At 74.3% G+C, this 12,048-nt stretch carries 13 protein-coding genes; 10 read left to right on the top strand and 3 right to left on the bottom strand.

The features are described from left to right. Positions 1 to 346: 346 nt before the first annotated feature. From CF165_RS40490 to CF165_RS40480, 3 genes are all read right to left on the bottom strand, one after another. A complete protein-coding gene (locus CF165_RS40490) occupies positions 347 to 655 on the bottom strand; it encodes an ANTAR domain-containing protein (RefSeq protein ID WP_093952882.1) in 309 nt (102 codons plus the stop codon). 72 nt (positions 656 to 727) lie between these two features. Then, positions 728 to 1,078 (bottom strand): hypothetical protein, encoded by a 351-nt coding sequence (locus CF165_RS40485; protein ID WP_093952881.1) that lies wholly within the window; start codon positions 1,076 to 1,078, stop codon positions 728 to 730. Positions 1,079 to 1,105: 27 nt separating this feature from the next. Beyond that, a complete protein-coding gene (locus tag CF165_RS40480) occupies positions 1,106 to 1,468 on the bottom strand; it encodes a hypothetical protein (RefSeq protein ID WP_093952880.1) in 363 nt (120 codons plus the stop codon). Between the two features lie 227 nt (positions 1,469 to 1,695). On the opposite strand from CF165_RS40480, the gene CF165_RS50680 reads away from it, so the two are divergent. The 10 genes from CF165_RS50680 to CF165_RS40435 all read left to right on the top strand — a co-directional run bounded on the left by CF165_RS50680 (position 1,696) and on the right by CF165_RS40435 (position 12,006). Further along, positions 1,696 to 1,875, top strand: coding sequence for a hypothetical protein (locus CF165_RS50680; RefSeq protein WP_143268789.1), 180 nt, complete (start codon positions 1,696 to 1,698; stop codon positions 1,873 to 1,875). A gap of 58 nt (positions 1,876 to 1,933) precedes the next feature. Then, positions 1,934 to 2,770: a hypothetical protein gene (locus tag CF165_RS40475; protein WP_093952879.1), complete on the top strand. Its 837-nt coding sequence runs from the start codon at positions 1,934 to 1,936 to the stop codon at positions 2,768 to 2,770. Then, the gene (locus tag CF165_RS40470; protein ID WP_093952878.1) at positions 2,767 to 3,732 is read left to right on the top strand and encodes a polysaccharide deacetylase family protein; all 966 of its coding nucleotides are present in this window, start codon (positions 2,767 to 2,769) and stop codon (positions 3,730 to 3,732) included. The genes CF165_RS40475 and CF165_RS40470 overlap by 4 nt, the downstream gene beginning before the upstream one ends. Next, complete coding sequence (locus CF165_RS40465) at positions 3,729 to 4,985, top strand: O-antigen ligase family protein (protein WP_093952877.1); 1,257 nt, start codon at positions 3,729 to 3,731, stop codon at positions 4,983 to 4,985. Before CF165_RS40470 ends, CF165_RS40465 begins: the two co-directional genes overlap by 4 nt. Next, entirely contained in the window at positions 4,960 to 6,018 is a 1,059-nt protein-coding gene (locus CF165_RS40460) for a glycosyltransferase (RefSeq protein ID WP_240522021.1), read from the top strand. Before CF165_RS40465 ends, CF165_RS40460 begins: the two co-directional genes overlap by 26 nt. Next, positions 6,015 to 6,866 (top strand): YveK family protein, encoded by an 852-nt coding sequence (locus CF165_RS53540; protein WP_093952876.1) that lies wholly within the window; start codon positions 6,015 to 6,017, stop codon positions 6,864 to 6,866. The genes CF165_RS40460 and CF165_RS53540 overlap by 4 nt, the downstream gene beginning before the upstream one ends. A gap of 247 nt (positions 6,867 to 7,113) precedes the next feature. Next, positions 7,114 to 8,370 (top strand): glycosyltransferase 87 family protein, encoded by a 1,257-nt coding sequence (locus tag CF165_RS40450; protein WP_093952875.1) that lies wholly within the window; start codon positions 7,114 to 7,116, stop codon positions 8,368 to 8,370. Next, positions 8,367 to 9,782: an oligosaccharide flippase family protein gene (locus tag CF165_RS40445; RefSeq protein ID WP_240522020.1), complete on the top strand. Its 1,416-nt coding sequence runs from the start codon at positions 8,367 to 8,369 to the stop codon at positions 9,780 to 9,782. Before CF165_RS40450 ends, CF165_RS40445 begins: the two co-directional genes overlap by 4 nt. Beyond that, on the top strand, positions 9,779 to 10,885 hold the full coding sequence (locus CF165_RS40440; RefSeq protein WP_093952873.1) for a glycosyltransferase: 1,107 nt from the start codon (positions 9,779 to 9,781) through the stop codon (positions 10,883 to 10,885). Before CF165_RS40445 ends, CF165_RS40440 begins: the two co-directional genes overlap by 4 nt. After that, on the top strand, positions 10,882 to 12,006 hold the full coding sequence (locus tag CF165_RS40435) for a glycosyltransferase family 4 protein (protein WP_093952872.1): 1,125 nt from the start codon (positions 10,882 to 10,884) through the stop codon (positions 12,004 to 12,006). Before CF165_RS40440 ends, CF165_RS40435 begins: the two co-directional genes overlap by 4 nt. Positions 12,007 to 12,048: the final 42 nt, after the last annotated feature.

Genomic DNA, 12,048 nt, shown 5'->3' with positions numbered 1-12,048 from the left:
TGCGCCGAAAACGTACTGACGGGACCACCGTGAATTCCACTCGAATCCACCATCGGGTGCGCTCCGGAAGGCGCTGACCGGGGAGTGGTTGATCCGATCGGGTAAGCCATGTTTATCCGTGCGAAAAGCGCGTGACGCCGACAATGCGATTCGCACATCCGTTCACGCGGCAATCACCCGGAGAAAAGCACCGCACAACGGGCGGGAGACGTATTATCGACGGACGGATCCTCGTTCCGCTGACCCCCGGGGCGAGCATCCCCTCTGGTGGACCGGCGGGGTGCGAACCCCTCAGCCGAGCCCGCAGCCGGGCGACGCGTCACCTCGCCGGTCCACCAGGCCGCCGTCACCCGGGTAAGTGGACGCCCAGCGCGGCCCGCACCGCGCGTTCGGTTTCCTCGTCGGCCAGCCCGGGTTCGGCCTCGCTGCCGGCGGCCACGACGACCGTGGCGACGTCGCGGAGCTTGACGTTGCTCCGCTGGGAAACGACGACGAGCGCGTGGAACGCCTCCGCGGCGGTACAACCGCGCAGCAGCATCACCATCCCCTTGGCCTGCTCGATCACCGGCTGCGACGACAACGCCGCGCGCAGCTGCTCGTTTTCGGCCGCCGGATCGGCGCCTCCGGCGAACCGCCTGCCCCGGTCGTGCTCCACTCGTCCTTGGCTTTCTCCAGCGAAAAGCCGCCGCGCGAAGGGAGTTCGCGCGGCGGCCTGGTGCCGGGGTCGTCAGTTCCCCTGAGCGGTCCCGCCGTCCGCGATGCCGCCGCCGGCGCAGTTCTCCGGCGACGCACCCTCGGCCTCGTGCTCCCCCGGGGAGAGCACCGGAACGGCCACGCCCTGGGCCACGTCGTCGACCGGCACCTGCACGCCGAGCACGTTGACCTCGTCGTCGCAGACCCCGCCGACGAGGTTCAGGTTGTGCACCGCGTCGAGGTCCTGCACGTTCGCCACACCGAACTGGTCGTTCTGGTCGATCGGGTGGCCCGAGACGGTGACGGTGGTCGCGGAGGCGGCGCCACCGAACGCGGCCAACCCGGCGGCCAGTGCGGTCGCGACGAATCCGAGCTGCTTGATCACGAAAGAAACTCCTCGTTCCGCCGGGACTCAGTTGCCCTGGCTGGTGCCGCCGTCGGAAAGGCCGCTCGAGGCGCAGTTGTACGGCGACTCGCCCTCGGCGTCGCTCGAGCCCGGCGAAAGGATCGGCACGCCGATGCCGTTCAGCGAGTCGTGGACCGGCACCTGGACGCCGAGCACGTTGACGTCGTTGCCGCACAAGCCGAGCGTGCCGTTGACGTTGTGCAGCGCGTCGGTGTTGTTCAGGTTCACCAGGCCGACCTGGCCGGTGTAGTCGTAGCCGTGGTGACCGTGGTGGTGGTCGTCGTGCGGCGTGCCGGCGGCCGCGATCCCGCCGGTCACGAAAGCGCCCGCCGCCATGGCGGCGGTGACGAAACCGATTTTCTTCAACATGCTTTTCTCCTCGATCGTCTTGTTCCCGAAATTGTTCCCGCAACGCCCGTGCGGTGGCATTCGAAGGCGTTACCCGCCTTGGTGCGGAAAACGTACTGACGCACCGGCACCCGTTCCAGCCGGTTCACCGATCGTGTGGGGTGCGCGGGGCGCTGACCGGGACTTGGCTAACTCGAACGGGTGCGCCCGTCCGGGTCTCGCCGGGGCGGCCGCCGGTTACCGAAGTCATGAACGACTCGTTCCTGTCGTCGGACGTCATGAACGAGTCGTTCATGACATCCGGCACGCCACGCAATGTTGTCGCCACCGGCAGGCAAGGGCCGTCGCGCCACACTTTGGAGTGGCCCGAGGCCGGCGAATTGCTGTCTCTGCGTGACGGATTCCGTTATTCCATCCTTCGAACGTGACAACGCGTCCGCGTTCCTACGCTTTGCCCTGGCCAACCCAGGACGTGAGGAGTCGTAGGTGGTGGATTACGCGGTACTCGTGGCGTCCGCGGTGCTGTACGCGGTCGGGATCGTCGCGCAGAGCGTCGCCGCCCGGCGGGCCGGGAACCGGCCGGGGACCGGGCTGGGGTTGCTGGCCAGGCTGGCCGCCGACCGGCTGTACCTGCTGGGTTTCGCCGGGCAGGCCGGCGGTTTCGCGCTCGCCTTCTTCGCGCGCGCGAAGTTGCCGCTCTATCTCGTGCAAGCCGCGTCCTCGTCGGCGATCGGGCTGGCCACCGCCTTCGGCGTCGTCGTCCTCGGGTGGCGGATCCGCGGCGCGGAGGCGGCGACGCTGGTGCTGCTCGCGTCCGGGGTCGTCGTGCTGGCCGGGTCGTCGTCGGCTTCGGTCGCCACCGACCTGCCGCCGGCCGGGGTCGCCGCCTTGGCGGTCGTCGTGCTGGGGACGGGACTGGCCATGATCCCGGCCGGCCGGACCGGCGCGTTCCTGCCGTCCGCGGCGCTGTCGGGGGTCGCGTTCGCCGTCGTGGCGGTCGCCAGCCGGACGCTGGCCCACCGGGATCTCCTTGCGCTGCCCGGAAATCCGCTGACCTGGCTGATGCTGGCCGCCGCCGTGCTCGGGCAGGCCGCGATGGCCACGGCCCTGCAGCGCGGCCCGGCGGCGACGGTCGTGGCCACCGCCGACGCCACCACGATCGTGCTGGCGTCCGTCACCGGCATCGCCGTCCTCGGCGACCACGTCCTCGGCGGACGCGAGCCGTGGGTCGCCGCCGGGCTCGCGGTGGTCGTGTCCGGCGTACTGCTGCTCGGCGTGCAGTCGCGGGCCGGCGCACTCGACGTCGCCCGGGAGCCCGCGTGACCCCCCGCCCGCTCGCGAGCGTCTCGGTCGACCTCGACAACCTCTGGGCCTACCTGAAGACGCACGGCGATCCGGGCTGGCGCGCCCACCCCAGTTTCCTGCCGTCCGCGGTGCCGCGGCTGCTGGAGATCCTCGGCGAGCAGGGGCTCACGACGACGGTGTTCGTGGTGGGCGCCGACGTCGTCCGCGAAGACGGCGCCAAGGCGGTCGCCGAGATCGCCGCGGCGGGTCACGAGGTGGGCAACCACTCCTTCGGCCACGAACCCTGGCTGCACCGCTATTCCCGCGATCGGCTCGAGGCCGAGCTGAGCCGGACCGAAGCCGCGATCGCCGCCGCGGGCGCGCCCCGGCCGGCCGGGTTCCGCGGGCCCGGCTACAGCGTCACCGGCGATCTCGTCGAGCTGCTCGCCGAACGGGGTTACGCCTACGACGCCAGCACCCTGCCGACGTGGATCGGCCCGCTGGCCCGCGCGTACCACAACCGCACGGCGAAAACCTCGGAAGAGGGCCTCGACGAGCTGTTCGGCGGCTTCTCCCGGGTGCTGGCCCCGATCCACGCCTACCGCTGGCGGACGTCTCACGGGGACGAGCTGGTGGAGCTGCCGGTGACGACGATGCCGTTGCTGCGCACCCCGATCCACGGCTCCTACCTCCTGCAGCTGCACGAAATCTCGCCGCGGCTGGCCCGCGGGTACTTCCGGACGGCGCTGCGGCTCTGCCTCGCCCGCGGGGTGTCCCCCTCGCTGCTGCTGCACCCCACCGACGTCCTCGGCGCCGCCGAGGCGCCCGGGATGGAGTTCTTCCCCGGCATGGCGGCACCCGGGGAGCGGAAGGTGGCCTGGCTCGGCTGGGTGCTTTCCGCGCTGCGTGAGCATTTCGACGTCGTCGGCACCGGCGAGTTCGTCCGCCGGACGGCCGTGCGCCGCACTCGTCCGGTGACGAAGCTGGACGCCGGGAGATGACCACTTTCGCGGTCGTCAGGCCCGCCCTGCGCGAGACCCGGGAAGCGGCGCTGCTGCGGGTCCTCGCGTGCGCGACCGTCGCCTTCGCGCCGGTCGAGGGCTACCTGACGGCCGTGCAAAGCCAGCTCGGCAAGGTCGCCCCCGCGGTGCTGACCCTGACCTGGCTGGCGGTCCGGATCCGGCAGCGGCGGCTTCCGCACCCGACGCCGCTGCACGCGGTGCTCGCGCTCCTCGCCGTGGTGCTGGCGGCAACCGCGGCCGTGCACTCGGCGGGCGAGTTCACCGCGGAGTACACCGTGCGCTGGCTGCCGTTCCTGGTGGTCACGGCGGCGCTCGCGGACGTCGCGAGCCGCGAGGTCCCGATCCGCCGGCTGCTGCTGGCCGCGACCGCGGGCGCGACTGCCGCCGGGGCCGGTGCCCTCTTCAGCTTGGTGGTCGGCGGCGAAGCCCGCGCGAGCGGGCCGCAGCCGGATCCCAACGACCTCGCCTACTTCCTGGTCGCCGCGGTCCCGCTGCTCGCGGCGCTGAACCGCCGGGGACTCTCCTCGCGGAACCGCCGGGGGCTCGTCTTCACGGTCGCGGGCGTCGTCCTGGTGGCCGGCGCGACGGCCACGTTTTCGCGCGGTGGCGCGCTGGGCCTGACCGCCGCGGTCGGCTGGCTGCTGCTGCGCCGGGTGATGCCGTGGCGCGTGCTCGGATCTGCGGCCGCGGCGGCCGCCGGGCTGGGCCTGGCCGCCCTGCTGTTCGCCGGTCCGCAGCTGGACCGGGCGCTGCAGGAGAAGAGCTTCATCGCCGCGTCCAATGTGGACACGCGGGAGCTGCGCTGGCAGGCGGCGGCCCGGATGCTCACCGCCCACCCGGTGCTCGGCGTCGGCCCCGGCGGCTTCCGCGAGCACTACGCCGCCGAATCGCACGACGCCGAGGTCGACGAGCAGACCCCGGTGGCGCACAACATGTACCTCGAGGTCGCCGCGGAGCTGGGCCTGCCGGGGTTCGCGCTGTTCGCCGGGGTGCTCGCCACCGCCGCGGTGGCGAGCGAGCGGACGGTCCGGCGCGCCGGACCCGGGCCGCGGCGCACGGAAGCGATCGCGATCCAGGCGTCGCTGCTCGCCGTCGTCGTCACCTCGACGTTCCTGTCCGAGCAGTACTACCTGCCGTTGTGGTCGCTGGCCGCGCTCGCCGTCGCGGCCGAAACCCGGATTCGCCGAGAAGGAGAGGGAAGCGCCGATGCGGGTGCTGCACGTGATCAGTGAGATGGGGTCCGGCGGGGCGGAAACGCTCGTGGCCGGCATGGTGGCCCGCGGCGAGGAGTACGGCTGGGTGTCCGCCGTCGCCGGCGGCGGGGGCTTCCGCGCCGACGCGCTGGCCGCGGACGGCACGCCGACGTTCGCCGTCCCGCTCGCGCGCCGCAGCAAGACCGGCGTGCTGAAGGCGGCCTTGGCCACCCGCCGCGCGATCACGCGGTTCCGGCCCGACGTCGTGCTGGCCCACAACGTCGGCGCGAGCCTGGTGGCCCGGCTGGCCCTCGTCGCCGGACGGCGGCGGCCGCTGCTGACCGTCTTCCACGGCGTCGCCGAGGACGACTACGCCGCCGCCGCGCGGATCCTGCGGCGTACTTCCGGCCGGGTCGTCGCCGTCTCGCCCGCCACCGCGGACCGGCTCACCGCTGCCGGCCTCGACCGGCCGGTGGTGATCCGCAACGCCGTGTTCGGCCGCCCGCCGGTGTTCGGCCGCGCGGAGGTCCGCGCCTCCCTCGGCGTCCCGGAGGGGACGCCGGTCGCGCTCTGCCTCGCCCGGCTGGAGCCGCAGAAGCGCCACGACGTGCTGCTGGACGCCTGGGCGGCGGTCGGTGGCGACGCGGTGCTGTGGCTGGCCGGCGACGGCAGTCTCCGTGCGGACCTCGAGCGCCGGGCGGAGGCGCTGGGCCGCCGGGTCGAGTTCCTCGGTACCCGGGCGGACGTCCCGGACCTGCTCGCGGCGGCCGACGTCACGGTGCTGACCAGCGACTGGGAGGGCCTGCCGCTCGCGGTCCTGGAGTCGATGGCGGCCGGACGGCCGGTGGTCGCGACCCGTGTCGGCGGCATCGGCGAGGTGCTGGCCGGTGGCGGCGGGCTCGTCGTGCCGCCCGGGGACCCGGCGGCGACGGCGGAAGCGCTGAACACGCTGCTGTTCGACCAGGCGAGGCGGGAAACCGTGGCCGCCGAAGGAATCCGGGCCGTCGAGCGCGACTACGACCCGCACACGCTCATGAAGTCCTACGACGAGCTGCTCCGGGGGGCCCGATGAAGTACCGCACTTTTGTGGTGAGTGCCGCCGTGGCGCTGCTGGTGGGCGCGCTCGTGCTGCTCGTCGGCCTGACGCGCGGAGCCGAATACCAGGGCCGGGTCAGCCTGCTCGCCACGCCCGCGGCGGCGGACGGCGCGCCGTACGGCGAGGTCGTCTCGCTGGCTTTGCCCGCGTTGGTGGAGCTGGCCCGCAGCCCGTCGGTGCTGCGGGCGGCGGCCCCGGTGTCCGGGTACTCCCCCGACGAGCTGGCCGGGCACGTGTCGGTCGAGCTGGTGCCGGCGTCCGGTCTCGCGCGCCTGTCGGTGCGGGCGGCGTCGGCGGAGCAGGCCGGCGCGACGGCGACGGCGCTGGGCAAGGCGATGATCGACGCGAACCTGCTGGCCCCGGCGGCCAAGCTGCGGACACTGGACCCGCGGCCCGACGTCGTCACGGTGGCCCCGGACGCCCCGCTGGTGCTCGGGCTGGCCCTGGTCGGCGCGGTCGCGGCCGGGCTGGCGACGGCGGCCCTGCGCAGGATGGCCCCGGGCGCCGGGCCGGGCCCGGTGCGCCGGGCACTGGCCGCGGCGGGAGTCCGCCGCCCGGTGGCGGTCCTGCGGGCCGACGACCCGGCGGTCGCCGACCGGCTGGCCGTGCTGTGCCGCGCGGCCGGGCGGCCGGTGCGCGTGCTGCCGGTGACCCCGGACCTCGACGAGACGGCGGCGAAACTGGCGGCGGGCCTGCCGGAGACAGCAGGAGACGGCGCCTCGGTGGTGGCGGTGACGGCGGGTGGGCGGCACCAGGCCGAGCTGACCGCGGCGACGGGTGTGCTGCCGTCCGACGCGGTGCTCGTGGCGGTGGTGCTGGCATGACTTCGAGGCAGCAGGCCGCCCTCGCGCGGGACTCTCGGAGCGCGGCGGGCAAACGCACCCAATGTGGCGTTGGGTGCGTCCAACGCACCCAATGTGGCGTTCGGTGCGTCCAACGCACCCAATGTGGCGTTCGGTGCGTCCAACGCACCCAACGCCACATTGGGGGCATCTCGGCCCATCGCAACGCCGCCGGCCGCCGAACCCGGCCCAGCCTCACCGGAACCCTCCCCACGGGGGTGACGCCGAAATGACCTCGAAACCCCACACCGTCTCCACCCGCAGTTCCGGCCTGACCCCGAAACAGCGGCTCGTCTTTCTCGTGGCGGTACTCGGCGGAACCGTGAGCGCCTGGCACGCGCTCGCGCCGTCGTGGCAGGTCCCGCTGCCGACCCCGGCGAACCTCGCCGAGGAACGGCTGCAGGACTTCCGCGACGCCCTCTACTTCCCGATCCGCGAGTTCCTCACCGGCGGCAACCCCTACGACCCCGCGGCGATGTTCGCGCACTGGCCGGTGCGCCAGGACTTCAACCTCTACCAGCCCTACCACCTGCTGCTGCACGCGCCGTTCGCGCTGCCGGGGTACTGCGCCGGCGCCGTCGCGTTCACCGTGTTTTCGTTGCTGCTGCTGGTGGCGCTCGCCGCGCTGACGGCCCACGCGCTCCGCCGGTACGTCCCGTTCGCGGTCACGACGGCGGTCGTCGCGGCGCTGCTGGTCACCAGCCAGGTGGGCAAGGCGCAGCTCTACGTCGGCCAGATCAACCCGCTGATCGCCGTCGGCGCGGCCGGTGCCCTGCTGGCGCGGCGCGACCGGCCGGGGTGGGCGGCGGTCGCCCTCGCGCTGGCCTGGCTCAAACCGCAGTACGGCTTCCCGCTGGCCGTCCTGCTGTTCGCCCGCGGCTCATGCCGGGTGGCGCTGACGGGGACGGCGATCGCCGCGGCGGCCAGCCTGCCGGTCGTCGTGCTGCTGATCGTGCGGGGCGGCGGGGTCGGGCCGTTCCTCGACGTCGTCGTCGCGAACCTCACCCACGCGCGGGGCACCGACTACGGCGCGGTGGATTCCCTGACCGCGCAACGCATCGACGTCGCCGCCGTGCTGTTCCGCGTCACCGGCTGGGTGCCGTCCGGGATCGAGCTGGTGGTACTGGCCGGGGTGCTCGTCACCGGTGTGCTGCTCGTCCGGACCGCGACGGCACCGGTCGCGGACCTGCTGACCTGCCTCGCCGTGGTGGCCTGCGTCGTGCACCAGCCCGGCGACGTGCTGATCGCCGTCCCCGCGATGGCGGCGGTGGCCGTGTCGTGGTGGCGCCACCGCGCCGAGCCGGGCTGGACGGCGGCCGGACTCGCGGTCCTCGCACTGGCCGTGCCGTTCGCCCATCTGTACACAGTGGACTCCGCGGTGGTCTCGGTGTTCGGGTCGCGGGCCGCGGTCACCGTGGACGGTGTCGCGGTGGTCGTCGCGTGGGGTCTCGCGGTGTTCGCCGCAGTCCGGGTGCGGGCGGCGTGACGACCGCGCTCCGCACCCGCGCGGTCCGCGGCTCCCTGTGGCTGGGCGCGGTCAACCTCGTCAGCAAGAGCAGCCAGATGCTGGTCACGCTGGTGCTGGCGGCTCTGCTGACCGAGGCACAGCTCGGGGCCGTCGCACTGGCGGTGGCGCTGGTGAACCTCGGCCAGGTCGTCCAGTCGATCGGGGTCTACGACGTCATCGGGCGCACCGAAGGCGATCCGCGCCGCACGGCGGGGACGGTGCTCACGCTGAGCGTCGGCGCCGGGCTCGCGCTGGCCGCCGCGCTGGTCGTCCTCGCCGGCCCGCTCACGGCGTCGCTCGGCACTCCGGACGCCGCCGGGCTGGTCCGGCTGGCCGCGCTCGGCCTGCCGTTCTCGGCGGCGGGCGGCGTGCAGCTGGGCCTGATGCACCGGGAACTGGACTTCCGGCGACGGCTGGTGCCCGACGGCGGCGGTGCGGTGCTGGGCGCCGCGCTGACGGTCGTGCTCGCGCTGTGCGGCGCCGGGCCCCTCTCGCTGGTGCTCGGCCTGCTGGCCACGGCGGTGGCGCAACCGTTGCTCGGCATGCTGGTCCGCGGCGGGGTGCGGCCCTGCTGGGACGCCGCGGCGGCGCGGGAAGTGCTGCGCTGGATCGCCGTCGTGGGCCCCGCCGCGGTCGTCGGCGCATTGCTGGTCAACCTCGACTACTTCGCGGTGGGGCGCGTGCTCGGGCCGGACGCGGTCGGCGTCTACTCGCTGGCGTACCGGCTCGCCTGGGTGCCGTACATCATGGTGGCGGTCGTGCTCGGCGCGGTCGCCTTCCCGGTGTTCACGCGGTTGCGGCGCGAAGGCGCGCCGCTCGGCGGGGCGGTCACCCGGTTCACCCGCGCGGTGCTCGTGGTGACCGGCGGGCTGTACCTGGCGCTCGCCGTCCTCGCCGACCACGTCGTGCTGCTCGGCGCGCGCTGGGCGGGCGCGAGTGGTCCGCTCGTGCTGCTGTCCGGCTACGGCGTCGCGATCTGCCTGCTGCAGATCTGGTACCAGGCGGTGAAGGCGACCGGGCACGTCCGGCGGTACCTGGCACTCGAGACGACGCACCTGGTCCTGCTGGCGGGCGGGCTGGCGCTGCTGACCCACGCCGGGATCGGGGCGGTCGCGTGGGCGCAGTGCGGAGCGGCGTGGCTGGTCGTGCCGCTCGCCTGGCGGGTGCTGGCCGGGCTCGGCGTGGCGCCGTCCGTGGCGGGAACACTCGTCCGCGTCCTGCTCGCCTGTGCCGCCGGGGCGGTGCCCGCGGTGGCCTCGCGGCCGTGGTTCGCGGATTCTCTGCCTGGCGCGCTCGCCGAAGCCGCGGTCCTCGTCGCCGGGTACGCCGGGGCGACGCTGCTGCTGCAGCGGAAGGCCATCGCCGAACTGCGCCGGGGCGGTCTCCGGTGAGGATCGTGCACGTCTCCCAGCCCGTGACCGCCGGTGTCGCCGTGGTCGTCCTCGAACTCGCGGTGGCGCAACGGAACCGGGGCTGGTCGGTCACCGTCGTCTGCCCTTCCGGCTGGCTCGCCGAGCAGGCCCGCGAACTCGGCGTCGACGTCCGCGGCTGGACGGCGAGCCGCTCCCCCGGGCCCGGTTCGTTCACCGAGGCACTGCGGCTGCGCCGGCTCCTGACCGAGCTGGACCCGGACGTCGTGCACCTGCACAGCTCGAAAGCCGGGCTGGCCGGACGGCTGGCCGTGCGCGGTGGCCGTCCGACGGTCTTCCAGCCGCACCTGTGGTCCTTCGACAGCGCACGCGGGCCGCTGCGTCGCGCGTCCGCCGCGTGGGAACGGTTCGCCTCGCGGTGGACCGCCCTCCTCGTGTGCGTCAGCGACGACGAGCTGGCCGCCGGCCGGGCGGCGGGTGTGACGGCCGAGGCGGAGGTCGTCTGCAACGGCGTCGACACCACCCGGTTCGTCCCCGGCGACCGGGCCGCCGCCCGGCGGCGGCTCGGCCTGCCCGCGCGGGCGCCGCTCGCGGTGTGCGTCGGCCGGCTGGCCGAGCTGAAGGGCCAGGACCAGCTGCTGTCGGCGTGGCCCGGGGTGCTGCGGCGGCTGCCGGACGCGAAACTCGCCTTCGCCGGCGACGGGCCGATGGGTCCCGTGTGGCGCGAGCGGCATCCGGTGGCGCGCCACGAATCCGTGCTGTGGCCGGGGCACACCGACGACCCCGCGGCCTGGTACACGGCCGCGGACGTCGTCGTCCTGCCCTCCCGGGCCGAAGGCATGGCCCTGGTGCCGCTGGAGGCGATGGCGTGCGCGCGGCCGGTGGTCGCGTTCGACGTCGGCGGGACGCGCCAGAGCGTCGCGGACGCGGGCGCGGTGCTGCCGCCCGGTGACGTCGTCCGCCTCGCCGAAGCGGTGGCCGACCGGCTCGCCGACCCCGGACTGGCCCGGCGCGAAGGCGAGCGGGGCCGCCGCCGCGTGGCGCTGTCCTTCGACCGCGGCCGGATGACCGACCAGATCGCCGCCCTCGTCGACAAACTGACCCCGTCGGAGCGCATCTCATGACCCGCATCGCCTACCTGCTCACCCAGGACCGCGGCGGCCCGGTGGACGTCACCGTGCGCCTGGCCGCGACGCTGGCGGCCGACGGCGCCGACGTCCGCGTCTTCGGTCCCGTCCCCGCCCGCGGAGCGTCGTTGATCGAGGGCCGTCACGAGGAACTGACGGTGGGCGGCAAGGAAGACGTCGCGGCCGCGGGCTGGGCGCGGGCGGCGATCCGGGCGTGGCGGCCCGACGTCGTGCACGCGCAGGACCGGCGCGCGGGCCTGGTGATCGCGGGCCTGCGCTTCGGCCCGCGTCCGGCGCTGGTCCAGACCTACCACGGCGTGCCCGACGACGTCGCCGAGCCGTGGTTCCGCGGCTCGCGGCGGTCCGCCGGGCCGTCGGTCTACACGCGGACGGTGCTCGCGGCGGACGCCATCGTCGCCCGGTTGCTGGACCGCACGGTCGTGCCGGCCGAGGCGATGGGGGCGTTCCTGCGCCGCCGCCTGCGGGTCCCCGCGGGACGGCTGGCGCACATCGACAACTGCGTCGAGCCTGCCTCGCCGAACCCGCCGCGCGGACCGGTGCGGCACCTCGTCTTCGTCGGGCTTCTGGTGGAGCGCAAGGGAATCCTCGACCTCCTCGCCGCACTGGCGCTCCCCGGCGTACTGCCCCTTGATGCGCGGCTGACCGTGGTCGGCGACGGCCCGCAACGCGCCTCAGCCGAACAGGCCGCGCAGCAGCCACCGCTCGCCGGGCGCGTGACGTTCCTCGGGTTCCGTCCCGACGTCCCCGCCCTGCTCACCGACGCGGACGCACTCGTCCTGCCGTCCACAATGGAGCAACAGCCGCTGGTGGTGGCCGAGGCGATGGCCGCCGGGAAACCCGTTCTGGCGACAGCCACCGGCGGCGTACCGGCCATGCTCGACCTGCCGGGCAGCCCGTCGTTCCTGCCCCCGCCGGGCGACATCCCGGCTCTCGCCGACGCCCTGCGCGCCCTGTTCGCGGAACGCGACCCCGCCCGGCTCGGCCGTCTCCTCGCCGAGCGCGCCCACACCCGCTACCGCCCCGAAGCCTGCGCCCGCCGTCACCTGGCCCTGTACGACCAATTGGCCGCCCAGTGTCGACCCGCCAATCACGTGTGATGCCCCTCCAATCACGCGAGATGCCCATCCCGACACACGTGA

Source organism: Amycolatopsis vastitatis (genome assembly GCF_002234595.1).
GTDB classification, from domain to species: domain Bacteria; phylum Actinomycetota; class Actinomycetes; order Mycobacteriales; family Pseudonocardiaceae; genus Amycolatopsis; species Amycolatopsis vastitatis.
Note: the sequence above shows the minus strand (reverse complement) of the source record. Positions and strands in the feature narration are given on the sequence as shown.